This window comes from Corynebacterium sp. HMSC034A01, from assembly GCF_001838175.1.
GTDB lineage: Bacteria > Actinomycetota > Actinomycetes > Mycobacteriales > Mycobacteriaceae > Corynebacterium.
In genome coordinates this window covers 96,938-120,737 of the sequence record NZ_KV835964.1, presented here as the reverse complement: position 1 = coordinate 120,737, position 23,800 = coordinate 96,938, and the positions used below count along the sequence as shown (strand labels likewise).

The window sequence follows — 23,800 nt, the reverse complement described above, 5'->3', positions numbered from 1 at the left end:
AAACTGTACAACACCATTCGGCCGCGCGTGGGCGGCAGCTAAACTCTCCCCCATGGTTTCTCCCCTCGACGCAGTTCCGTCGCCCAAAATCGTTGTCGCGCCGGACTCCTTCAAGTCCACCGCCACCGCCGCCGAGGCCGCAGAATGGCTCGCCGAAGGCGTGCGCTCCGTCATCCGCGACGCGCAGATCGTGCTCACCCCCATGGCGGACGGCGGCGAAGGCACCTCGTCGCTGTTCGAGGGCGAGCGCATTTGCTTGCCGACGACTACCGCGGCCGGCCGCCTCACCGAAGCGGAGTACACCTTCCACGCCCCGAGCAAGACCGCCTACATCGACGTCGCCTCCGCCTCCGGCCTGCCCGCGGTGGATGAGCCGGTGCCCCTGACCGGCGACACCTACGGCACCGGCGTGCTCATCGCGGACGCCGAGACGCGCGGCGCCGAGCGCATCGTGCTGGGACTCGGCGGCACCGCAACCGTCGACGGCGGCACCGGCATCCTCGTCGCCCTGGGGGTGAACCCCTTAGACCAGACCGGCTACCAGCTGAAACCCGGCGGCGGGGCGCTCGAGCAGCTGGCAAACTTCGACACCGCGAAGGTCAACGTCCCCGCCGGCGCGGTGGAGTGGGTGCTTCTGACGGACACCACCGCGCCCGCCACCGGGCCCGAGGGCGCGGCGCACGTGTTCGGCCCGCAGAAGGGCGCGACGGAAGAAGACATCGAGGTGCTCGACCGGGGCCTGGCGCGTCTGTGCGAGGTCGCGGACGTGGACCCGGCAACCCCGGGCATGGGCGCTGCAGGCGGCGTGGGCATCGGCATCACGTGGCTGTCCACCATGCTCCACGGGGATTCCTCTCACGTGCACATCCTGCCCGGCGCGCGCGTGGTGGCGGATTCCAACGGGCTGGCGGAGCAGGTCGAGGGTGCGGCTCTTGTGATCACCGGCGAGGGCCGCTTCGACGGGCAGACAGGCACCGGCAAGGTCGCCTCCGTCGTCGGCGAGTTGGCGCGCGGGTCCGGAGCGGCGTTCGCGGTGGCCGCAGGAAGCTTCGACGAGCAGCCGGAGGAGGGCACCATCGCGGTCACGCTGCCGGAGATCGACCCGGAGACGAACAACGTGCGCGAGCAGCTCACCCAGGCCGGTGCTGAGATCGCCGTGGCCTACCTCAACACTTCCACGGTCCAGGGGTAGATCGAGGGCGACTCAAAGCGGTCCTGGTCCTCTAGCATCACCGGGTCTTTCGGCAGGTCCACCTTCGGGGTGAGGATGCGGGACAGGCCCATGGCCAGCCGGTTGAGGCTGTCCGCCCCTTCGGGCGTGATGCTGTAGCGGAACACCTCGGCGTCCGCGGGGTCTTCGCCCCGGTCCCGCTCGTAGGTTTCGGCCAGCTGCGTGCGCACGGAGTCGTCGATTAGCACTTGCTCCATTTCCACCGTGCCCGCGGTGAGCATCTCCCGGTGCACGAGGATGTCGAGTGCGCGCTGGAAGACCTCTTTGACCTCGTCGGCGACAGTGGGTGGGACGAGGACGTCGAATTGGATCACAGACATGCGTGTAAGGCTAACCGGTATGGTTGCGGGCATGTCCAACCCCGCCGTGAACCCAGCGCACTCTTACCACGTTGCGCTGCGGACCATGGCGGACGGGACCTTAAAGCAGGTTAATCCGTTCTCCGGCACGGAGGTGTGGACGGTGCCGGGGCGCGGCAACAGGCCCCTGGCCGCAGCTGGCGCCCCGCCGGAGCCGCTTGCACCCGGCGCGCACACGGACACCTGCAATTTCTGCGAAGCGCGCAAGCTGCGCACCCCGCCGGAGAAATCGCGGCTCATCGCCGACGGCGACGGGTTTGCCATCCTGCGCGACGCCATGCCCGACGAGTTGGACAACACGGTCGCGCAGTTTCGGCGGGTGCCCAACCTGTTCGAGATTGTCAGCTACGACTACTGGCAGAAAAACTACGGCTACGAAATGCCGGCCGCGCGGCGCAGTCACATGGACCGCTACCTGGCCGACCCCGCCGGGCGCGAGCATGTGCTTCAGATCGTGCGCACGCGCCTGGCCGCGGCAGGCCAGGACCCGGACAGGCCCGAGGACGAGCTGCTTGAGCTGGCCCCGGCGTACTTCGGCGGCGGCCACGACGTGATCATCGGCCGGCGCCACTTCGTGGACGGGGCGGAGAACTCAGCGCAGCTCGCCGGCTCCGGGTCGCTGACCCCGGAGGAGCACTACCGTTTCATCGCGTTCACCGTGGATTCACTGCGCGACTTGGTGGAGCAGCACACCTACGCCCGCTACGTGGTGGTGTTTCAAAACTGGCTCTCGCCCGCCGGCGCGTCCTTCGAGCACCTGCACAAGCAGCTGGTGGCCATCGACGAGCGCGGCGTCAACGCCGAGACCGAGACGGCGAAGCTGCGCCAGAATTTGAACTTGTACAACGACTGGGGTGTCAACCACGCGTTCTACCAAAACCTGGTGATCGCGGAGAACGACTACGCCATTCTCACCGCCGGCGTGGGCCACCGCTACCCCACCATGACGGTGTACTCGAAGTCGCGCGCCAGCGAGCCGTGGGAGCACACGGACGAGGAGGTCCGCGCGGTGTCCGACCTGCTGCACGCGGCGCACGCCGCCACCGGCGGGCAAGTGGCCACCAACGAGGAGTGGCACTACCGCCCCGTGGACCTGGACGTGCCCATGCCGTGGCGTATCAACCTGAAATGGCGCATTTCCACCCTCGCCGGATTCGAGGGCGGCACGCAGATTTATGTGAACACGCTCTCGCCGTTTGACATGCACGACCGCACCACCGCGGCACTTCGCACATTGCGTGACGACGGCCACGTGGCTGCGTCGTTGCGCATCGCCGAGGAATGCACCCCGGCGCCCAACCTATTGCGATATAACCCAAATTTGGAGAGATGAGTTTTGAGTAGTATTTCCGAGATTTTGCGCTCCTACTCCGTGGACGAGGTGTGGCAGCGCCGCCTCTACGAGCTGCTGCACGCCAACCCGGAGCTGTCCTTGCAGGAGGAGGAGACCTACAGCCGCCTGATGATGGAGCTGTCACGCTTCGACTGCGAAGTCATCGCCCCGATCGGCAAGTTCGGCATCTGCGCCGTCTTCGAAAACGGCGAGGGCCCGACCGTGATGCACCGCGCGGACTTCGACGGCCTGCCGGTGACCGAGCAGACCGGCGCGCCGTACGCCTCCCACAAGGTGGCCAAGACCGCGGACGGGCAGACCGTGGGCACCATGCACGCCTGCGGCCACGACATCCACACCACCGCGCTTTTGAGCATGTGCGACTTTATGGACAACACCCGCGAGCACTGGTCCGGCACGTTCATCGCCCTGTTCCAGCCGGGCGAGGAGATCGGCGCCGGCGCCCAGGACATGGCCGACGGCGGCCTGACCGAGAAGGTGCCCGCCCCCGACGTGGTCTTCGGTCAGCACGTCATGCCGGGCCGCGCCGGCGAGGTGATGTCCAAGCCGGGCCCCCAGTTCGCCGCCTGCGACTCCATCCGCATCAAGATCCCGGGCCGCGCCGCCCACGGCTCCATGCCGCACAACGCCATCGACCCCACCTACACCGCCGCGATGATCATCGCCCGCCTGCAGGCCATCGTGGGCCGCGAGGTGGACCCGGCGGACTTCGCCGTGGTCACCGTGGCCAGCATGCACGCCGGCACCACCAACAACATCATCCCGGGCGAGGCCGAGCTGGTGCTCAACTGCCGTTTCTACTCCGACCGGGTCAAGGCGAAGGTGTACTCCGCCATCAAGCGCGTTGTCCACGCCGAGGTGCTGGCCTCCGGCTCGCTTGAACAGGCCATGATCTCCTTTTTCGCCCACGGCGAGCTACTGGACAACGACGAGGAAGTCTTCACCCGCGTGCGCGAGGAGTTCGACGGCGTCTTCGGCGACGCCTCCGTCACCGCCGACCCGAAGACTGTCTCGGAGGACTTCCCCGTCATCGGCCAGGCCTACGGCGCGCCGTATTTCTTCTGGCTTATCGGCTGCACGCCCCACGACGTGTGGGACAAGGCCGTGGAGGAAGACCGCGTCGGCGAGGACGTGCCGGTCAACCACATGTCCACCTTCCTGCCGGAATACGAGCCCACCATCGACGCCTCCACCCGCGCGGGCCTGACCGCCGCGCTGACTTACCTGGCTAAGTAGCTCACCTGCACGTTCCCGATCGCGCCGGTACGCTCGGGACCCATGACTGCATCTCAGCCAGCATTCGAGCAGACCGTCGAGGGCCACGTCCGCAGCTTCTCCGGCCGCGCACCGCAAGATTCCACGGTGAAGAAGTTCTGGACTGGCCTGTCCGCCGCCACCGTCGAGCAGATCGCCGACAACTGGGATAAAACCCGCAACACCTACAAGAACACCCGCCGTGCGGCGTACTTCTCGGCAGAGTTCCTGGAGGGTCGGGCGTTGCTGAATAACCTGACTAACCTTGGGCTCGTCGATAAGGCGAAGGCTATCGCCGAAGAGAATGGCTTCGAGCTTTCGGACGTGCTGGAGGCTGAGCACGACGCCGCGCTCGGCAATGGCGGCCTGGGGCGCCTGGCCGCCTGCTTCCTCGATTCCGCCGCCGAGCAGGATTTCCCGCTCACCGGCTACGGCCTGCTCTACCGCTACGGCCTGTTCCGCCAGGAGTTCGAGGACGGCTTCCAGCGCGAGCACCCGGACGCGTGGAAGGAGTCCTTCTATCCCTTCATAATCCGCCGCGGCTCGGAGCAGCGCATTGTGAATTTCGACGACATGCACGTGCGCGCCATCCCCTACGACATGCCGATCACCGGCTACGGCACGGACAACGTGGGCACGCTGCGCCTGTGGGACGCCTCCCCGATCGCCGAGTTCGACTACGACGCGTTCAACTCCCAGCGCTTCGCCGACGCGATCCTGGAGCGCGAGGCCGTCCACGACATCACTCGCGTGCTCTACCCCAATGACTCCACCTACGCCGGCAAGCTTCTGCGCGTGCGCCAGCAGTACTTCTTCTGCTCCGCATCGTTGCAGGAGCTTATCGACGACTACCGCGCCGCCCACGGCGACGACCTGCGCGACTTCCACAAGTACAACTCCATCCAGCTCAACGACACCCACCCGGTGCTTGGCATCCCCGAGCTGATGCGCCTGCTCATGGACGAACACGGCCTGGGCTGGGACGAGGCCTGGGAGGTGACCACCCACACGTTCGCCTACACCAACCACACGGTGCTGCAGGAGGCGTTGGAGACGTGGGAGGAATCCATCTTCAAGCAGCTGTTCTGGCGCATCTGGGAGATCGTGGAAGAGATCGACCGCCGCTACCGCCTGGACATGGAGGCCCGCGGCGTGGACGCGGAGACGGCGCACCACTACTCCCCGGTGCACGACGGTCGCGTGCACATGGCGTGGATCGCCTGCTACGCCTCCTACTCCGTCAACGGCGTGGCGGCGCTGCACACCGAGATCATCAAACGCGACACCCTCGGCTTCTGGCACGGCCTGTACCCGGAGCGCTTCAACAACAAAACCAACGGTGTGACCCCGCGCCGCTGGCTGCGCATGTGCAACCCGCGTTTGTCTGAGCTTTTGGACCGCCTCTCCGGCTCCGACGCATGGGTCACCGACTTGGACAAGCTCAAGGAGCTGCGCCCGCTTATCGACGACCCAAAGGTGCTGAACGAACTCCGCGACATCAAGGCGTCGAACAAGCGCGACTTCGCCGAGTGGATCGCCGCGCGCCAGGGCGTGGAGATCGACCCGGACTCCATCTACGACACCCAGATCAAGCGCCTGCACGAGTACAAGCGCCAACTCATGAACGCGCTGTACATCCTGGACCTGTACTTCCGTATCACGGTCGACGGGGAGCGCGACGTGCCGAAGCGCACCTTCATCTTCGGCGCGAAGGCCGCCCCCGGCTACGTCACCGCCAAGGGCATCATCAAGCTCATCAACACCATCGCGGAGCTGGTGAACAACGACCCGGATGCCTCGAAGTACATCCACGTGGTGTTTGTGGAGAACTACAACGTCTCCCCGGCCGAGCAGATCATCCCGGCCACGGACGTCTCCGAGCAGATCTCCACCGCCGGCAAGGAGGCCTCGGGCACGTCGAACATGAAGTTCATGATGAACGGCGCGCTCACCCTGGGCACCATGGACGGCGCGAACGTGGAAATCGTCGACGCGGTCGGCGAGGACAACGCCTACATCTTCGGCGCCCGCGAGGAGGCGCTGCCGGAGCTGAAGTCGCACTACAACCCGCGCCAGGTGGCCGAGCAGACCCCGGGCCTCATGCGCGCGCTCGACGCGCTCGTCGACGGCACCCTGGACGACCGCGGCACCGGCGCCTTCCACGACATCCGCGCCTCGCTGCTGGAAGACAACGGCTACGGCGAGCAGGACGTCTACTACGTGCTCGGCGATTTCGCCGCCTACCGCGAGACCCGCGACCGCATGGCAGCCGACTACTACGCAGACCCGGACGAGTGGGCCCGCAAGTGCTGGATCAACATCTGCGAGTCTGGCCGCTTCTCCTCCGACCGCACGATTCGCGACTACGCCGAGGACGTGTGGAAGATCGAGCCCACCCCGATCAACTAGCTAGCCGCGCACCATGCGCTTCAAGGTGATGCCGTCGCCCGCGTGGTGCGTTTCCTCGCCGTCGAAGGCGAAGCCCTGCTTGGCGTAGAACACCTGGGCGCGCTCGTTGAACTCCGCGACCCACAAAACGCGGGCTCACCGGGCACCCCGTAAGCCATGCCCACCGCCTCGCCGTCCACTTCCGCGAGGTGGACGCGGCCGTCCGGCGCGTCGAAGTACTCGGCCCACTTGCGCTCGAGCGACGCATAGTCGTTTAGCACCTCGTCGGCGATATGCCCGCGGAACGCTTGGGCGCGGGAACGGTTGTGCACGGCGGCGACAGTGGCGGCGTCTTCGGCGCGAGCTGGCCGGATTGTGGCGTCCATGCAGCTAAACGCTATACGATCTCGGCACAATGATTCTGCTCGTTGACAATTACGACTCATATACATTCAACCTCGCCCACCTCATTACCGAGGCCGCCGGCCGCGAGCCCCTCGTGGTCCCCGCGGGCGAGGCCGGCGACCTTCCACCGCGGGTGCGCGCCGGCGAGTTCAGCCACGTGGTCATCTCCCCCGGCCCCGGCACCCCGGAGCGCGAGGAGGACTTCGGCCCTGCCCGGCGCGTCATCGAGGCAGCCGCGGATACCGGCATCCCGCTGCTCGGCGTGTGCCTCGGCCACCAGGGTTTGGCCATGCTCGCCGGGTCCAGCGTCACCCGCGCGCCCGAGCCGCGCCACGGGTTCGTCTCCACCGTCGCCCATTCCGGCGAGGGTATCTTCGCCGGCATCCCGCAGGACTTCGAGGTGGTGCGCTACCACTCGCTGCACATCGAGGAGGTTCCCGGCATCACCGTGCATGCCCGCAGCGAGGACGGCGTGATCCAGGCGCTCAAGGTCGACGGGCTGAACCACTGGGGCGTGCAATTCCACCCGGAATCTGTGCTCACCCAGCACGGCGCGGCACTCATGCGCAACTTCCTCGGCGGCTGGCGCGTCATCCACCACGAGGTGCCCGGCGCGCTCGACTGCCAGCGCGTCTTCAATGCGATCACACGCGACGGCAACGACGCGTTCTTCCTCGACTCCGCCGATGCGCGCGGGCGCTACTCCATCCTCGGCGACACCGCGGGTGCACTCTCGCGCTCCATTCGCTATTCGCTTGGCGACGGCAACGTGCTCGACACCCTCGACACCGAGCTATCCACCCCGGTTTTCGACGCGCCCGACCTGCCATTTACCGGCGGCTGGATCGGCTACCTGGGCTACGAGTGCGCCGAGCTGACCATGCCGATCACGCTGCGCCACCGCTCGCCCTACCCGGACGCGTACTTCGTGCGCCCGCAGTCGTTCATCGTCTACGACCACGAGGCCGAAGCCGCGCACCTCTGCGCCCTGGCCGGCGACGGCGCCGACGGCTTGCTCGACCGGCTTGCACAGGCGCTTGAGGAGGCGGGCACGGCCGGAGGGGCGTCGATAGGCGAAGGCTCCTGGAGCAACCCGGACTACCTCGCCAGCATCAAAGAGGCACAGGAGCTGCTGCGCGCGGGCGAGAGTTACGAGGTGTGCCTGACCGACACTTTCACCACGCGCGCAACCGGCGATATCTATGCTGCGCTGCGCGAACACAACCCGGCGCCGTACGCCGCGCACCTGCTTTTCGACGGCGTCGAAGTCGCCAGCGCCTCACCCGAACGCTTCCTCACCGTGCGCGGCCGCGACGTGGAGGCGAAGCCGATCAAGGGCACCATCGCCGCCGATGAGGACCCCGCGCTGCTGAATGATGCGAAAACCCGCGCCGAGAACCTCATGATCGTGGATCTGCTCCGCAACGACCTCTCCCGCGTCTGCGAGCCCGGCACCGTACGCGTGCCTGGGCTGATGCAGGTGGAGAGCTACGCCACCGTCCACCAGCTGGTCTCCACCATCACTGGCCGCCTGCGCGAGGGCCACACCGCCGTCGACGCCGTGCGCGCGACGTTCCCGCCCGGCTCCATGACCGGCGCGCCGAAGCTGCGCACCTGCGAGATCATCGACCGGCTGGAGACTTCCCCGCGCGGCGTCTACTCCGGCGCTCTGGGCTACTTCGGCTTCGATGGTCAGGCCGATCTGTCGGTGGTGATCCGCACCGCCGTGCGCTCAGACGACACTGTGACCGTGGGCGCCGGCGGAGCGATCGTGCTCGCCTCCGACCCAGAGGCCGAACTCGCCGAGCGCAACTTGAAGGCACAGTCCGTGCTGGGGGCGTGGGATGCGTAGGTACGCCTGGCACGGCTCGTTCGTCGAGCGCGATGTCCCCGACGTGCCCCTCGACGTCGCCGATTCCTGGCGTCAATCCTCCGGCCACACCAACGGCCTCGACCTGCACCTTCAGCGGTTTTCGCGCGCTGCTGGCCCGCTGCCTGCCGGGTTCGTCGATAAGCTCATGCCACTGCTGTCCGAGGGCGAACTGTTCCCCCGCATCGCGCTGTCGCAGGGGCTTTTGCTTCTCGACGTCCGCTCCGCCCCTCCCCCGCGCCCCACCACATCACTGTCATTTGCGCAGGCCCCCGACCCGCGCACACGTCCCGAGGTGAAGGGACCCGACTTCGCCGCGTTCCGTGCGTACCGTTCGCGGTACCAGGTGGCGGGGACGGACGACACGGTGATCGCGGATAAGCATGGCGCCATGCTGGAGACCACCACCGGCGCACTGGTGATGTGGGACGGCGACACCCTGTGCCTCCCCGACGGCGTGTGGCTCCCGAGCGTGACGTTGCACCAGGTTGTTTCGCGGGCTGAGCGGCTGGGCATGCGTGTTGAGCGGCGCCGGCTGTACCCCGACGCCGCCGCCGAGCGCCCGCTGTGGTTCCTCAACTCCCTGCACGGCATCAGCCCGGTCAGCGAACTGCACGCCGGTGGCGCCGTGATCACTCCCCCGGTGCACCCCTCCTTTGTTGAGTGGTGCGACTGGTGGTGGGGCGGGTTCAGCCGGGGGCTTAAACACATCACAGGAAACTGACAACCCGCTATCAGTCACGAACGCGTGATTTGCGTACTTTAGGTCACATGACTAACCCGCAAATTCCACAAGACATTGTACACTCCCGACTTGCCCCGCTGTTGGGCGAGGACTATTCGGTGTTTCACGAGCTCATCTCGGACGAACTGCACATCGACGTCTATTGCTGGGCCCCCACCGAGCAGCGTCAATTCTGGACGCTGTGCACTTCGGGGATGAATGACTACCGGATGCAGATGCCACCCGGGAAGGAAGAATTCAACCGCACAGAGCTGGTGATGACGCTTCCGGACGATTGGCCACTTGCGGAGATTGGCTCGCAAAACGGCCCCGAAGGCGACGCGATCAGCTGGCCAATAACCCTGCTCAAGTCCACCGCACGCCTCCCCAAAGACATGGATACGTGGCTGTCTTACGGAACCTCGGGCCAGGCAGGGCTCGACCCGAGCGAGACTTATCCGGGCAGCGAATTCTCCGGCTTCATCATCGGCAGCGCATTCACGGTTGACGCCGACGGAGATTTTCTGCGCACGCCTGTGGGCGACGACACCGTCCACTTCTTCGGCGTCTACCCCATCTACACCGACGAACTGCGGGCGTACCTCGCCGGTGACGACATTTTGGGCAAGCTCTACGATCTTGGCGTTGCCGAAGGCGTATACCCCGGCCGCCCATCCGCGGTTTAGCCCAGGCAGGCAAGCAAAACCAAGGAGAGAACGGTGCTTTGCCACAAAATCGAGCACAAGATCGGCACGGCGGAGGCGGAAGCGCCGTCGCATAGCGACGAGCTTCTCGCCATGCACCACTGGGCCACCGCGATGCTGTTCCATGAAGCACCACTCGAAGATCCGAATAAGGCGCTCGCAGCTTGTCGCACCTTTTTGGAGATAAGCGACGGGCGCAATTGGACGCGGCCCGACGTCGAAATTGCCGGCATCGTGCTTGACGCCGCCGTGGAGAACCCGGACGGCCCGATCGGCCCTCTTGGTGCGGAAATCATGCAGCGGTGGGAAGAGCGCCTCACCCGCGCGATCGCGGCAGTCGACCCCGACTACGCCTACACCGAAAACCAGCTGCTTCGCATCTGGCAAGAACGGTAACCCGGAATCCAGCACGTGAAGTGATCCGATCCCCCTCGTTCGACTATGCAGCTGCATAGTGGATGACCGTGCCGAGACTATGCCGCTGCATAGCGGGACCGGTCAGCAAGACTATGCCGCTGCATAGCCAACGAGGCTGAACCAACCTCCCCCGAGGCGGACCAGGCATCGCGAAAAACTATGCAGCTGCATAGCAATCCCGGCCGACGAGACTATGCCGCTGCATAGTCAACGAAGCTGAGCCAATCTCCTCTGAGACGGACCGACTATCGCAGAAAACTATGCAGCTGCATAGTTGGTTCGGCTTGAAGAACTATGTCGTCGCATAGTGAAATCAGCCAACAAGACTATGCCGCTGCATAGTGATTCAAGCCCTTTGCCTGCTCGTGTTTTGTATGAATTTACATGCGGCAACACTTATAAGCGTCTGACCTGCACCGTTAAACCTGGACGGCCGTCCCAATTGTCAACTTTTGCACGTTTCGTTTAGGAGGGCATTCCAACGAACCACGCGAACGGAGGCTCCGCGACTATGCAGCTGCATAGCGAAGGACTACCCCCACAGCACTATGCAGCTGCATAGCCCCCACCGACAGCGACCTACGCCGACCGCTCGGCCAACACCTTCCCGGTTGCGGTGTCGCGCTCGACCAGCTCGGCGGGGGCTCCGGTGGCCACCACCTGACCACCCTCTGCACCGGCGCCGGGGCCCATCTCGATCACGCGGTCGGCTTGCGCGATGACGGACAGGTCGTGTTCGACCACGATCACGGTTTGGCCCGCGTCGACCAGGCTGTTGAGCTCCTTGACCAGCAACGCCACATCAGCGGGATGAAGGCCGGTGGTCGGCTCGTCCAACAAATACACGGTGTGGCCCCGGCGCGAGTTGCGGGATCGCTGCAGCTCGGTGGCCAGCTTGATGCGCTGCGCCTCGCCGCCGGAAAGCTCCGGTGCGCCCTGGCCCAGGCGCAGGTAGCCCAGCCCCACGGCCTGCAGGGTTTCCACGGCGCGCAGGATCTTCGGTTCGTCGGCGAAGACGTCGGCGGCTTCGTCGACAGTCAGTTCCAACACCTGCGCGATGGTCAGGCCCTCCCAGGTCACCTCGAGGGTTTCGTCGTTGTAGCGCGCGCCGCCGCAGTCCGGGCAGGTGGTGTACGAGCCGGGCAGGAACACCAGCTCGACCTCGATCTTGCCGGCGCCGCCGCAGGTCGGGCACTGCCCCTGCTTCACGTTGTAGGAAAAGCGCGACACGGTCCACTTGCGCCGCTTCGCTTCGTCGGTGCCGGCGAACAGTTTCCGCACGCCGTCGAACAGCCCAGTGTAGGTCGCCAGCGTCGAGCGCGGCGTGCGCCCGATGGGCTTCTGGGTAATCTGCACGACTCGGCTCACCGCGTCGAAGCCTTCTTGCCTATCGACGGTCCATCCGGCCTCCCCCGCCACCTCGTCCTCTTCCTCGACCACGGTGGACGCGGCGTCGCGGAGCACGCCCGCGAGAACCGTGCTGACCAACGTGGACTTGCCGGAGCCGGACACGCCGGCCACCGCGGTGAACTGGCCCATCCCGAACGACACGTCCAACCCGTCGATGGAGCGGGCCGAGACGCCGGACAAAACTAGTTCGCCGGTAGCGGACCGTGGGTCGTCGTTAGGCGAAAGTGCCCGGTTCGCCAACGCCTTCGCGGTGGGTGCGTCGCCGGTGTAGTCGCTGGTGGGGCCGGAGTAGACCACCTCGCCGCCGCGCTCGCCGGCGAGCGGGCCGACGTCCACGAGCCAGTCGGTCTGGGCGACGAGCTCCATGTCGTGCTCGACCAGCAGGACCGAGTTGCCGGCGTCGATGAAGCGGCGGCAGATGTCCAGCACGGCTCCGCGTTCGGCGGGGTGCAGGCCGGCGGACGGCTCGTCTAGCACGTACGCCACGCCGAACAGGCCCGAGCGCAGCTGGGCGGACAGGCGGATGCGCTGCAGCTCGCCGGCGGACAGGGTCGGCGCGGGGCGGTCCAAGCTTAAGTGAGCAAGGCCCAGGTCGAGCGCGGACTGCAGCGCGGGCAGGATCTGCTTGAGCAGCAGGTCCTCGGCCGAACCCTCGGACGGATCCTGCGCTGCCAGCACCTCATAGACTTGGTCGAGCGGCAGGGCGCCGAGCTCGTCGATAGGCATTCCCGCGTAGGTGACCTTGAGGGCCTCCGGATTGAGGCGGCGACCCTGGCAAGTCTCGCACACGCGCGACTCCATGTAGGACAGCACGCGTTTGCGCAGGGTGTCGGACTGGGTCTCGGCGAGCGTGTTGGTCAAATACGACGCCACGGAGCGCCACGTGCCCTTGTAGTTGCGCTGGATCTGATCCTCGCCGCGAAGCGGCTTGACGGTGACCACGGGGCGCTCCTCGGTGAACAGGATCCACTCGCGGTCTTCCTGCGGCAGCTCCTGCCAAGGAGAATCCAAGTCGTAGCCCAGCGTGGCCAGGATGTCGTGGAAGTTCTTGCCGGCCCACGCGCCCGGCCAGGCCTGGATCGCACCGTCCTCGATGGACAGCGTCGGGTCCGGCACCATCGATGCTTCCGTGGGCTCGTGCACCACGCCGGTGCCCTGGCACGTCGGGCACATGCCCTCCGGCGTGTTCGGGGAGAACGAGTCGGAGTACAGCCCCGTCGGGTTGTCGCCGGCGCGCGAGTACAGCAGGCGGATGCTGTTGGACAGCGCAGAGACAGTGCCCACCGTCGAGCGCGCGCCGCCGCCGGAGGTGGACTGCTCCAGCGCCACCGTTGGCGGCAGGCCCTCCGCGGAGCCGACCTGCGGGTCCACAGCAGAACCGATCAGGCGGCGGGCAAAGGGTGCCACCGACTCGAGGTAGCGGCGCTGGCCCTCGCCGTGGATGGTGCCGAAGGCGAGCGAGGACTTGCCGGAGCCGGACACCCCGGTCACCGCGACGAGCGTGCCGCGCGGGATGTCCACATCCACGTTGCGGAGGTTGTGCAGGTGGGCGTCGCGAACTTCAATTCCTGTTTCAGGCATGCCCACCAGCGTAACCAGTTACTGCCGGCGCGTGTCCTCGCCGAGCTGGTGGACGTGGATGGTGTTCGTCGTGCCCGCAACTCCCGGCGGGGTGCCTGCGACAACAACCATGGTGTCGCCCTCGTTGTACTGCTCCATGGCCAGAAGCTGGCGGTCCACCACCTTGATCATGTCGTCGGTGCTGTGGACCTCCTCGCACAGGAACGTCTCCGCGCCCCACGTCATGGCCAGCTGCGAGCGCACCTGCTGCACCGGCGTGAACACCAGAAGCGGCAGATCCGGGTGCAGGCGCGCCACGCGGCGGGCGGTATCGCCGGAGGTGGTGAAGGTGACAATCGCGCGCGCGTTGAGGCGGTCGGCGATGTCGTTGGCTGAGTAGGACACCACGCCGCGCTTCGTGCGCGGGATGTGGTTCAGCGGCGGCACGGTACCCATGGTCTCCGCGGAGCGCACAATGCGGCTCATCGTGCGCACCACGTTATGCGGGTCCACGCCCACGGACGTCTCGCCGGAGAGCATCACGCCGTCCGCGCCGTCGAGCACCGCGTTGGCCACGTCGGAGGCCTCCGCGCGGGTCGGGCGCGAGTTCTCGATCATGGAGTCGAGCATCTGCGTAGCCACGATCACCGGCTTCGCATTTTCACGCGCAATCTGGATCACGCGCTTCTGCACCGCCGGCACCTGCTCGAGCGGGATCTCCACGCCCAGGTCGCCGCGGGCGACCATCACGGCGTCGAATGCGAGGATGATGGACTCCAGCGCGTCGACCGCCTCGGGCTTTTCAAGCTTTGCGACGACAGGCACACGCCGGCCGACCTCATCCATGATCTCGTGGACCAGCTCCACGTCCGCCGGGGAACGCACGAACGACAGGGCGATGATGTCCACGCCAAGCTCGAGTGCGAAGCGCAGGTCGGCTTTGTCCTTCTCGCTCAGCGCCGGCACGGAGATGTCCATGCCCGGAAGCGACACACCCTTGTTGTTGGACACCGGGCCGCCCTCGGTGACGCGGCAGACCACGTCGTTGCCGTCGACCTCGGTGCAGACCAGGCCGACCTTGCCGTCGTCCACGAGCAGGCGGTCGCCCGGCTTCGCGTCCTGGGCGAGCTGCTTATAGGTGGTGGACACGCGGTCGTGCGTGCCCTCGACGTCGTCCACGGTGATGCGGACGGTCTCGCCGGTTTCCCAGTAGGTTTTGCCGTCGCCCTCGAAGCGGCCGAGGCGGATCTTCGGTCCCTGCAGGTCAGCCAGGATGCCCACGGCGTGGCCGGTCTCGTCGGTGGCTTCGCGGACCCAGCGGTAGTTCTGCTCGTGGTCCGGGTAGTCGCCGTGCGAGAAGTTCAGGCGCGCCACGTCCATGCCGTCGCGCACCAGGCCCAAAATCGCATCCTTGCTGGCCACGGCCGGGCCGAGGGTGCAGACGATCTTTGTCCTTCTATCCACGTGTACCAACCTCGTTATCTTCGGTGTTGTCGTCGGTGTTATTCGTGTTCTTCAGCGCCCCACGGTACTCCCGATCCTGTGAGTCTGCCGTGGGCCTGCGGTTGTACTCTGGGTCAACCTCCTCCGGGGTCTCCCTCCCCTTTTGCAGCATGAAGAAGATCGCCACGGCGACGATGAACAAGATGGCGGAGACCCACGTGTTCACGCGCAGGCCGAGGATCAGGTTCGCCTCGTCGCGGCGCATGAACTCGATGAAGAAGCGGCCCAGCGTGTAGCCGGCCACGTAGAGCCAGAACACACGCCCATGGCCGAGGCGGAAGCGACGGTCCGCCCAGATAAGCACGAAAAACACCGCGACGTTCCAGATCAGCTCGTAGAGGAACGTCGGGTGCACGCTCGCGATCACCTCACCGGTGGAGCGGCCCGTCAGCGGCGCGTACTGGCCGGCTTCGTTGACGCGGTAGTAGATGTCCAGCGCCCATGGCACGTCCGTCTCGGCACCGTAGAGCTCCTGGTTGAAGTAGTTGCCCAGCCGGCCGATGCCCTGGGCGAGGATCACCGACGGCGCAATCGCGTCCGCAAGCGGGGCAATCGGCAGCCCCTTGCGCCGCATCATCACCCACACCGCGAGCGCGCCGAGCGCGACCGCGCCGATAATGCCCAAGCCCCCGGCGGTGATGTTGAACGCCTGCCAAGGGTTTTTGCCCTCGCCGAAGTACTTCTGGTGGTCCGTGATCACGTGGTACAGGCGCCCGCCGATGATGCCGGCGGGGATAATCACAATCGCCGCGTCCCACACCGTCTCCGGGTTGCCGCCGCGCGCTTTGTAGCGGCGCAGCGAGATCGCCATCGCGACGACGATGCCGGTGATGATGCACAGCGCGTAGGCGCGGATGGGTATGGGACCGAGGTGCCACACGCCCTGCGGCGGCGACGGAATGTTGGCCAAATTCAGCGTTTGCACGCCAAACAGTGTGCCATTTAGTTTCGCGACGGGCACGCGGGGTGCTGGCCCGCGGTAGCCAGCGAGCGCGTCGCGGAGAGCACGTCCCCGGCCGCCATGACGGCCTCCGCCGCGAGCACCGCGTCCGCGCCGCAGGAGGCGGCGTTAATCAGATCGCGCGGAGTGGCCACGCCACCAAGGCTGATCTTGATCACTTCGCTGGGAAGCCCGGGCGCGATTTCGGCGAACGCGTTGCGGTTCAGGTCGTTGGTGTCGAAGGTCCAGGAGTTCACCGCCACCACGGAGACGCCCGCGCGCAGCGCGCGGTCCGCCTCCTCCGGGGTGCGCACCTCCGCCACAGCAGCCATGCCGAGAGATTCGGCGCGGTCCAACAGCGCCTCGAAACGGGCCTGGTCCAAGATGCCCACCTGCAGCGGGATGGCGTCGGCGCCGTAGCAGCGCGCCTCGTGGATCTGGTACGGGTCCACGATCACGTCGCGGCACATCATCGGCAGCTCCACCGCCGCCCTGGCCTGGGCCATGTCCGCCAGCGAGCCGTCGAAACGCAAGCGCTCCGTCTGGCACGCGATGAGGTGGGCGCCGCCCGCTTCGATGTTCTGGGCCAGCGCCTCGATGCTGGCAAGCCCGGCGCCGGTGGGGCCGAAGACCGGGGAGTTGCGCTTGATCTCCACAATCACGCTGCAGCCATGACGCAAAAGCGCCGCCCGGGCATCCCGGGTCGGCGCCATATCGCGCGAGCGCGCTTTGATCTCTTTGAAGGAAACGGCGGCCTCACGCTTAGCAACATCGCGAAGCACACCAGCGACGACGTCGTCGAGTGTGCTCGGTGCCGGCATGGCTACCTCCCAGTTGCAAGGGGCCTGGCCTGTCACGCATAAGGCTAGCGGGTGGGCTTGGAGGATCGGAAATCCGGATCCGTCGGATCGATGTCTGCGCTGATCGCGTCCCACAGCACGCGGCCCGACTGCGGATCCTCCTCCAAGTCCTCGCGCACTTTCTCCCGGCGCACGGTTTCCTTCTCGTACTTGTGCTGCCGCGGCGAATCCTCACCCGGCCGCGCGACCAGCAGCACCCCGCCGGCCAGGCCGAGCACCGCGGCCGCGAGCGCCAGCCCGGGGCCGGCCACCTCCGTGGTGGCGGAGGTGATCTCAGCCCACTGCGCGATCGCCGGCGCGGAATTGCCCTGCTGCGCCTCGTCCGCGCCAGCGGTCAGCAGCGCGTGCACCCGCTCCGGGTCTGCCCCGCCGGTGAGCAGACGCACAGTCGGCACCGCCAGCCCCACGGACGCCGCCGCGCAGATGACGCCGATGACGCGGCGGCCGAGGCGCCGCAAAGCAAATGCTGCGACCATGCCGGCAAGCAGCAGCACCGCAATCGCGCCGGTCTCCGTGGACCAGTCCGCGCCGTTGACGCTGGCCTCGCCGCCGCCGGAGATGTCGTCGACGAACTCGGCGCGCACCCAATCCATCCGCGAGCTGATCCAGGTCAGCGCGCCCGCGACGCCGAGTGCGATCGCCCCTTCGCGGGCGGCTTTCTTGTCGGGTTGTGCAGTTGTACTCATGCGTTATTCCTCCTCGCCCGCATCAACTCGTACCTTCCGGATCGCCTCCATCACCGCGGCGTGGGCCTTTGCGGTGCCCACTACGGCCCCGACCTTGCCGGGCTCCCACGGCGTGCCGTCGCCGGCGGTGGCCACAGCACCTGCGCTGCGAGCCAACAGGATGCCCGCGGAGTTGTCCCACACGTGCGGCGAAAAGCTCACCGCGGCCTGGTAGATGCCCTGGGCGGCGAAGGCCAAGTCGATGCCCACCGAACCGGAGATCCGTGGGCGCAGGTGCGCCCGGGTCAGCGCGCCCGCCAGGTCCAGGCGCTGGTTGGACGGCATCCGCCTGCGGTCGCGGGAAAACAGGGAACCGACGCCGACGTGCGGCGCGGACGTGGCCTCGCTCAGCGGCGGCAGCTCGGTGCCGTTGAGATGCACCGGCTGGCCGTCGATAGCCGTCATGCGCATATCCAGCAGCGGCGCGTCCACCACCGCAACCACCGGCTGCCGCTCCACCAGCAGCGAGACCAGGATCGCGCAGTTGGGGTTGCCAGTGGAATAGTTCGAGGTCCCGTCAATGGGGTCCACCACCCAGCAGGCGTGCTCGTCCAGCTTGCCGCCCTGCTCCTCGCCGAACACACCGATGCCGGTTGCGCCGGTGAGCTTGTCGCGCAGGAGCTCCTCAATTGCCAGATCCGCTGCGGTGGCGAAGTCGCCCGAGCCTTTGCGCAGGGCAGGCGCCGCGCCGAGTTCGTTGACGAAGATTTCGCGGGCGGCGTCAACCGCCGCCTCTGCGGCCTTGAGGTTCCCCGTCACATCGGTCATCGCACTACCCCAGCTGCGAGATCCAGTTGCGCAGCACGCCGGTGCCAGCCGCGCCGGAAGCTTCGGGGTGGAAACGCGTCGCCCACAGCGGGCCGTTTTCCACCGCGGCCAGCACCTCGCCCGCCCAGCTCAGCTTCGGGTAGGCGATGAACTCGTCCTCTTTCAGCTCGAAATCGCGGGCGCCGGTGGCGGCGTTGAACTCGAACTCCTGCGCGCCGTCGAGCATCAACGAACCGTCCGCGGCCACAACCTCCGCACGCTCCACGGGGGCTTCAAGCTTCTCGACGCCTCCCGGCCACTCCCCGAACCCAGCCGCACCGTCCGCGCCGCGCTCGAACAGCGCGTCCATGGCGGCGCCGACCACAAGCACCGGGCGCGATCCGGCGAGACGCTGCCCCACAACGCGATCAGCCTGAGCGGTGCGCAGTGCCCGCAGCGCTTCGGCGGCGTCACCGGAGGCGGCCACGACCAGCCCGTCCGCGGCGACGGCACTCGCCGGGTCCGAGGTGACCTCCGCGTTTACCCCTTCAGCCCGTAATGCGTCGCGCAGCGCCGCCACCGCCGGGTCTGTCCCCGAAAACGTGTCGAACACTGCCACAGCGGGGGCCGTCGGGCTGGGGGTTGTCTCGCTCATAGGTGCGTAGTGTAGCTTCCTCGCAGACTACTGGCGCTTGCGCGGGTAGGGCCGCGGGACCTGCACGGACTTCAGGCGCGCGGACAGGTTGTTCACTTCCACCACGCGGTGGCGGCCCAGCTGGCGGTCCAGAAGCGTGATGGCAAGGCCGATGGTGATCACCGCAGAGGCGATGCCGAACACCGGGGCAAACGCCATCTGCGCCACCAGCATCCCGTAGAACGTGGAGCCTAAGCCGGTACCGCCGTCGAAGCCGATGTTCCAGATCGCCGAGGCCTCCGAGGTCTTGTGGCGCGGCAGGCGGTAGAACAGCATCGTCAGCGCCTCGTTCTGCACCCCGCCGAAACCTGCGCCGTAGAACAGCGCGGCGATAAGCATGGTCCACGCTGGCAGCTCCATGGACAGGATCATCGCCATCAGCGCCACACCGAGGGCGGCGATGATCTGGCACGGGATGATGACGCTGCCCGGGTAGCCGCGGCGGTCCATGATCCGCCCGGCGACGTAGCGCGCCACCATCGCGGCGAAGTTGAGCACCGCCAGCATCACACCCGCCAGCGCTGCGCCGGAGACGGGGTCGAGCTCACGCATGGACACCGGGAGGAAGTTCGTGATCGCGCCGTAGGCGGTGGTGACAAACATCAAGGCGAGCGCCGGCACGAGCGCGAGGTGCCACATGGGCACGCGCACGCTCTGCTGCGTCTCCGCGTCCGGGTCCGCCGGCGGAATGGGCGGGATGGCCAGGCAGGCCACCAGCGAGATTGCGCCGATGGAGGCGGCGATCATGTACACGGCGTCGTAGCCGATCTTGTCCACCAGCGCCAGGCCTGACGGCAGCGCCACCATCTGTGCGAGGCCGACGACCATGCCGAAGATGCCGGTGGCACTGCCCAACAGTCGCAGCGGCACAAGCTCGGCGATGATGGCGGCTTCCGCCACGGACAGTGCGCCGAAGCCGATACCGCGGATGGCGCTGACGGTCAGCAGCGGTGCGGCGTCCATGCCGAGCATGTAGCCGAACGCCGGGATGCCCAGCAGCAGCGAGGAAATGGCCAAAACCCAGCCGAAGCCGAACGTCTTCAGCGCTTTCGGGGTGAATATCTGCGTGATCACGGTGGCGAACATGAACACGCCGGTGGACAGCCCTGCCAGGGAGGCTGGCTGGCCCGCGTCGATCACCGCGGTGGGCACCACCGGCAGCAGCAGCGCCCACGCCGCGAACGCCGAAGCCACCGCAACGAGCACGGGGATCAACCCGCGGGCGCGCCACACGTTGGTCAACGATTCAACTTCCCCGCGGGTCAGCGGCTGTTTGGACCATGCCATCTCACATCACCTCCAGAAGCATCAGCGCCGCGAAGAGCAGGGCCATGACAGCCAAAAGCGCGAGCACGGCGGTGACCGCACGCGGAGCGCCGCGTTGGTAGCTGGACCACACTCCGCCGACGAGAAGCCCCGCCACAAGGCTGAGCACCACCACCAAAATCGGATTCCCGACAGCGGACACCGCAATGACCTCCTTCGCAACCAAGTCGATTCCGCCGACATTGTAGACGTTGCGGCGGAATCCAAGGGCGCTGGCTTCGCATCGGGCGTTATGCTCGCTGTATGGGAAAGCACGCTGCACCGGTGGGCCGACAGCGCCCCGGCGAGGTCACTCTCGAGCGCGTCGCTGCCGTATTGGAGGGCCTCGGCTTCGAGCCGATGGTGCGTCCGGACCGCCTGGTCATCGGGGCTCACGCTTTTACTGTGGCGATTTGGGTGGACTACTCCCGCCCGATGGCGCTGGTCATCGACACCGCAGAGCGCATCCCCACAGACTTCGAGCACTCAGGCGCTCTCGCCCGCTTCATCAACACGTGGAACCACGACCGGGTCGGGCCATGGGCGAGCTTCCGCCTGCTGGAATCCGGGGATTTGTGCGCGCGGATGCGCCGCGGGGTGCACATCAAGCATGGGCTTAGCGACGATCAACTGGCCGCCGAATTGGTCGACACCCTCGAGCACGCCGCCGCGTTCTACCGGAAGCTGCGCGAGCGTTTCGTAGACGCGGGCCTGGACCAGCCGCTACCGCCGCAGCTCCTGCGCACCCAGGACACCGACGTGTTGCTGGGCAGGCACCCTTCGCTGCGGCACTTGCCGCGCGGCGGCAGGCAGGAGGTGTCCACGGCACCGGAGCTCTACCGCGAAGTGGGCGGCCCGGCAGGTGACATCGCGCCGGTGGGCATCGACGATCTCACCGACGCCTTGGAGCAACTGGATTTCCGTTACGGCGTGGGCGACGACGACGTGATTGCCACCGGCGTCAACGGCGTGGCCTTTGCCCTGACTATCGACGGCGAACCGGGCACGCGCTATGCCCGAGTGACAGGTATGTGGGACACCGGCCGCGACGCCTTGGATGCGTTCTTGCCGCTATGGCTGGTGTGCAACGATGTCAACGAGCGCACCTGCGCTACCTCCGCCTACCTGCACGAGTTCGACGGTGCCGCGCACATGCACGCCGAGTCCACCATGCTCGTCTCCGAGGGCGCCGCACCTGAGCAGGTCGGCGAATTTGTCATCTCGGCCATGGCGGCGTGTCTGGCGGCCATCGACCACGTGAGCCAGCAGACGGCCGGCCACTCGGTGGTGGATTGGCCCGGTAGGCGCTGACTACTCGTCTTGCCCGGTGTAGGCCAGCAGGTTGGCGGCCCAGTAGACCAGCACCGCCGCGAACGGGCCCGCCGCCCACGCGGCACCGGGTCGCACGGGCGGGACCATCGTCAACGTGTCGCCGTCCGCAAGCTCGTCCGGCGACGGGAGGGGATGCACAACCCCCACGAACCAGCCGCCGAAAATGTACAGCGCTGCCGCAGCTACCGCGCTGACGGTGCCAGCCCAGAGCAGCCACGCCACCGAACCGCGGACCCTTCCGCGGTTCGCAGAGATCAGGGCGACCGCGGCCACCACGACACCGGCGAAGGCGGTAAGCAGGGCAAACGATCCGAAGCCCGCAAACTCGGCGTTGGCGGGACTTTCCGCCTGATCCACCCGCAGGCCGCCTCCTTCAACCACGCCTATGTATGCAGGCCTCACCAACGCCCACACCCCGCCGCCGAGGATGCCCAAAACGCAACCGAGCGCCAGGAGCCCAGCTCCGGCGCTCAGTGCGGACTTGCGGATTAGTTGCACAGCTTCCAGCGGCCGTCTTCCTTCTGGAAGATCATGGTCGAGGTTTCTTCGCCCTGGTCGCTCTTCGCGGTCAAGCTTGCGGACGCGCGGTCGCCGTCGATGCGCACATCGGTCAGGCTGACCTCCGTCTCCGGAAGTTCGATGCCCTGGCCCTGTTCCTCAGCCAGACGGCTGGCCTCCTGGACCTGCTCCAGGCTCATGCCCTGGCGCTCAAGCTCCTCAAGCATCGGCTCGGTCACCGCCTTGCAGGAGTTCTCCAGGATGGTCGGGGTCCAGTCCGCGAACGAGCCCGGGTTCAACACGGCGCGGGCGGTATCTTCCATCTCCCGGCGGTCGTCCTCGCTGCCTTCCTTACCGTTGGCCAGCGGCTCGTTGGTGTTTTCCGGCATGCCGTTTTCAAACGGGTTCACCAGTGTCGGCGGCTGCTCCTCGCCGCCCTGCGCCTGGTTAGACTTCTGCTTGCCGTCCTTGTTCTCTTCCTTCTTCTCCTTCTCGGAGGTCTTCGAAGTCTTTTCCGTCTTCTCCTCAGACTTTCCAGACTTCTCAGCAGAGGCCTCCGTGGAAGAGTTCGCGGCGGATGCTTCAGGAGCCTCAGCGGCGGTAGACAGACCGCCGGAGGCGCCTTCGTCGTCGGACCCGCACGCGGTGAGCGGTAGCACGAGGGCGAGTGCCGCCGTCGTGACTGCCAAGCTCTGCTTCGTTTGCAACTTCACGGTATACCTGTACCTCTCGTTGTCGGACCCGCCCGGAAATACGGCGCGGGCTGGCACCAGCGACTGTTTCTTCCGTGTCTTTTCGGTATCAGTAAATACAGTCGCGGTGAAGACCTGCCAGAAATAGTACCAACTACTCACTGTTTCCCCCGTTGGACATCTATACAAGCATTCTGGAGGGTTTCTGTGAGGTCGCGTAAAGGTATTTTCCGCGCCGACGGCCCACGCGCGCGTCTATGTTGGAGGAATGCAGTTAACCCGTGAGCGCATCACCGAGGCGGCGCTGGCAATCCTCGCCGAGTACGGTCTCGCGGACGTGTCCATGCGCCGGGTAGCCAACTCGCTGTCCGTCGCGCCCGGCGCGTTGTACTGGCACATCGCCAACAAGCAGGAACTCATCGCCTCAATGGCGGAGGAGATTGTGCAGGAGCTTTTCGACGGCCCACTGTCCGATCCCGCACGCTTAAGCGGCGAGCTGCGCGAGGCGCTGCTGGCCACCCGCGACGGCGCGGAGGTCGTAGTCGCGGCGGTGAGCCAGCCGGGCTCGCAGGTGCAAAAAGAGTTGGAGACCAGGTTCGCGGCCTCGGTGAGGGCGTGGCTGGGCGAGGCTGCGTCGATAAGCAATGTGCGCATCGCGGCCCTCGGTTTGCTGCGGCTGACCTTAGGCGATGCGGCGGTGCAGCAATCCGCCGCGCAGCTGGCGCAGGCCACCGGCGCGGACGAGGAGACGGACGGCGCGGACGAGCACGCAGCGGCAGTGGCCTTCCTGCTCGACGGCCTGAAGCGAAGTGTCTGAGGGGGCACTAG

The 23,800-nt window shown here is 66.7% G+C and carries 23 protein-coding genes; 10 read left to right on the top strand and 13 right to left on the bottom strand.

Annotation, left to right across the window (positions count from 1 at the left end; translation table 11 throughout):
* Window positions 1-52 precede the first annotated feature (52 nt).
* Window positions 53-1,192 (top strand): glycerate kinase family protein, encoded by a 1,140-nt coding sequence (locus HMPREF2791_RS06415; RefSeq protein WP_070844778.1) that lies wholly within the window; start codon window positions 53-55, stop codon window positions 1,190-1,192.
* On the opposite strand, the gene HMPREF2791_RS06410 is transcribed toward HMPREF2791_RS06415, so the two are convergent.
* Window positions 1,162-1,551: a hypothetical protein gene (locus HMPREF2791_RS06410; protein ID WP_070844777.1), complete on the bottom strand. Its 390-nt coding sequence runs from the start codon at window positions 1,549-1,551 to the stop codon at window positions 1,162-1,164. The two genes, HMPREF2791_RS06415 and HMPREF2791_RS06410, sit on opposite strands and share 31 nt — an antisense overlap.
* A gap of 31 nt (window positions 1,552-1,582) precedes the next feature.
* Here HMPREF2791_RS06410 and HMPREF2791_RS06405 point away from each other — a divergent pair, with 31 nt between their 5' ends.
* The 3 genes from HMPREF2791_RS06405 to HMPREF2791_RS06395 are packed head-to-tail and all read left to right on the top strand — an operon-like array spanning window position 1,583 to window position 6,607.
* Complete coding sequence (locus HMPREF2791_RS06405) at window positions 1,583-2,923, top strand: DUF4921 family protein (protein ID WP_246825473.1); 1,341 nt, start codon at window positions 1,583-1,585, stop codon at window positions 2,921-2,923.
* A gap of 3 nt (window positions 2,924-2,926) precedes the next feature.
* Complete coding sequence (locus HMPREF2791_RS06400) at window positions 2,927-4,180, top strand: amidohydrolase (RefSeq protein WP_070844776.1); 1,254 nt, start codon at window positions 2,927-2,929, stop codon at window positions 4,178-4,180.
* Window positions 4,181-4,222: 42 nt separating this feature from the next.
* Window positions 4,223-6,607 carry a glycogen/starch/alpha-glucan phosphorylase gene (locus tag HMPREF2791_RS06395; RefSeq protein ID WP_070844775.1) on the top strand — a complete coding sequence of 795 codons (2,385 nt, stop codon included), beginning with the start codon at window positions 4,223-4,225 and terminating at the stop codon, window positions 6,605-6,607.
* On the opposite strand, the gene HMPREF2791_RS12325 is transcribed toward HMPREF2791_RS06395, so the two are convergent.
* Window positions 6,608-6,733, bottom strand: a complete 126-nt coding sequence (locus HMPREF2791_RS12325) for an N-acetyltransferase (protein ID WP_256365533.1) — start codon at window positions 6,731-6,733, stop codon at window positions 6,608-6,610. It abuts the gene before it with no gap.
* A gap of 268 nt (window positions 6,734-7,001) precedes the next feature.
* Here HMPREF2791_RS12325 and HMPREF2791_RS06390 point away from each other — a divergent pair, with 268 nt between their 5' ends.
* Genes HMPREF2791_RS06390 through HMPREF2791_RS06375 form a run of 4 tightly spaced genes read left to right on the top strand, consistent with a single transcriptional unit; the run spans window position 7,002 to window position 10,685 of the window.
* A complete protein-coding gene (locus HMPREF2791_RS06390; RefSeq protein WP_070844774.1) occupies window positions 7,002-8,843 on the top strand; it encodes a chorismate-binding protein in 1,842 nt (613 codons plus the stop codon).
* A complete protein-coding gene (locus HMPREF2791_RS06385; protein WP_070844773.1) occupies window positions 8,836-9,585 on the top strand; it encodes an aminotransferase class IV in 750 nt (249 codons plus the stop codon). The genes HMPREF2791_RS06390 and HMPREF2791_RS06385 overlap by 8 nt, the downstream gene beginning before the upstream one ends.
* A gap of 47 nt (window positions 9,586-9,632) precedes the next feature.
* A complete protein-coding gene (locus tag HMPREF2791_RS06380; RefSeq protein ID WP_083290274.1) occupies window positions 9,633-10,271 on the top strand; it encodes a suppressor of fused domain protein in 639 nt (212 codons plus the stop codon).
* A 33-nt stretch (window positions 10,272-10,304) separates the two neighbouring features.
* On the top strand, window positions 10,305-10,685 hold the full coding sequence (locus HMPREF2791_RS06375; RefSeq protein WP_070475198.1) for a hypothetical protein: 381 nt from the start codon (window positions 10,305-10,307) through the stop codon (window positions 10,683-10,685).
* Between the two features lie 600 nt (window positions 10,686-11,285).
* Here HMPREF2791_RS06375 and HMPREF2791_RS06370 read toward each other — a convergent pair.
* Genes HMPREF2791_RS06370 through HMPREF2791_RS06330 form a run of 9 tightly spaced genes read right to left on the bottom strand, consistent with a single transcriptional unit; the run spans window position 11,286 to window position 20,613 of the window.
* Complete coding sequence (locus tag HMPREF2791_RS06370; protein ID WP_070844771.1) at window positions 11,286-13,697, bottom strand: excinuclease ABC subunit UvrA; 2,412 nt, start codon at window positions 13,695-13,697, stop codon at window positions 11,286-11,288.
* A gap of 18 nt (window positions 13,698-13,715) precedes the next feature.
* On the bottom strand, window positions 13,716-15,140 hold the full coding sequence (gene pyk / locus HMPREF2791_RS06365) for a pyruvate kinase (RefSeq protein WP_070844770.1): 1,425 nt from the start codon (window positions 15,138-15,140) through the stop codon (window positions 13,716-13,718).
* Window positions 15,133-16,104: a prolipoprotein diacylglyceryl transferase gene (lgt, locus tag HMPREF2791_RS06360; protein ID WP_083290273.1), complete on the bottom strand. Its 972-nt coding sequence runs from the start codon at window positions 16,102-16,104 to the stop codon at window positions 15,133-15,135. Before lgt ends, pyk begins: the two co-directional genes overlap by 8 nt.
* A 17-nt stretch (window positions 16,105-16,121) precedes the next feature.
* Window positions 16,122-16,940, bottom strand: coding sequence for an indole-3-glycerol phosphate synthase TrpC (locus HMPREF2791_RS06355; RefSeq protein ID WP_070475195.1), 819 nt, complete (start codon window positions 16,938-16,940; stop codon window positions 16,122-16,124).
* A 44-nt stretch (window positions 16,941-16,984) separates the two neighbouring features.
* The gene (locus tag HMPREF2791_RS06350; RefSeq protein WP_070844769.1) at window positions 16,985-17,665 is read right to left on the bottom strand and encodes a TIGR02234 family membrane protein; all 681 of its coding nucleotides are present in this window, start codon (window positions 17,663-17,665) and stop codon (window positions 16,985-16,987) included.
* Between the two features lie 3 nt (window positions 17,666-17,668).
* Window positions 17,669-18,472, bottom strand: coding sequence for an inositol monophosphatase family protein (locus HMPREF2791_RS06345; RefSeq protein ID WP_070844768.1), 804 nt, complete (start codon window positions 18,470-18,472; stop codon window positions 17,669-17,671).
* Between the two features lie 4 nt (window positions 18,473-18,476).
* On the bottom strand, window positions 18,477-19,106 hold the full coding sequence (locus HMPREF2791_RS06340; protein WP_070844767.1) for a type 1 glutamine amidotransferase family protein: 630 nt from the start codon (window positions 19,104-19,106) through the stop codon (window positions 18,477-18,479).
* A gap of 27 nt (window positions 19,107-19,133) precedes the next feature.
* On the bottom strand, window positions 19,134-20,432 hold the full coding sequence (locus HMPREF2791_RS06335) for an MFS transporter (RefSeq protein ID WP_070475192.1): 1,299 nt from the start codon (window positions 20,430-20,432) through the stop codon (window positions 19,134-19,136).
* A gap of 1 nt (window position 20,433) precedes the next feature.
* On the bottom strand, window positions 20,434-20,613 hold the full coding sequence (locus HMPREF2791_RS06330; protein ID WP_141741387.1) for a hypothetical protein: 180 nt from the start codon (window positions 20,611-20,613) through the stop codon (window positions 20,434-20,436).
* A gap of 101 nt (window positions 20,614-20,714) precedes the next feature.
* On the opposite strand from HMPREF2791_RS06330, the gene HMPREF2791_RS06325 reads away from it, so the two are divergent.
* A complete protein-coding gene (locus tag HMPREF2791_RS06325) occupies window positions 20,715-21,761 on the top strand; it encodes a YbjN domain-containing protein (protein WP_070475190.1) in 1,047 nt (348 codons plus the stop codon).
* On the opposite strand, the gene HMPREF2791_RS06320 is transcribed toward HMPREF2791_RS06325, so the two are convergent.
* Window positions 21,762-22,163, bottom strand: coding sequence for a hypothetical protein (locus tag HMPREF2791_RS06320; RefSeq protein ID WP_141764935.1), 402 nt, complete (start codon window positions 22,161-22,163; stop codon window positions 21,762-21,764).
* A 107-nt stretch (window positions 22,164-22,270) separates the two neighbouring features.
* Window positions 22,271-22,969 carry a nuclear transport factor 2 family protein gene (locus HMPREF2791_RS06315; protein WP_141764934.1) on the bottom strand — a complete coding sequence of 233 codons (699 nt, stop codon included), beginning with the start codon at window positions 22,967-22,969 and terminating at the stop codon, window positions 22,271-22,273.
* A gap of 271 nt (window positions 22,970-23,240) precedes the next feature.
* Between HMPREF2791_RS06315 and HMPREF2791_RS06310 the strand changes: the two genes are divergently transcribed.
* The gene (locus HMPREF2791_RS06310) at window positions 23,241-23,789 is read left to right on the top strand and encodes a TetR family transcriptional regulator (protein WP_070475187.1); all 549 of its coding nucleotides are present in this window, start codon (window positions 23,241-23,243) and stop codon (window positions 23,787-23,789) included.
* The last annotated feature ends 11 nt before the right edge of the window (window positions 23,790-23,800 follow it).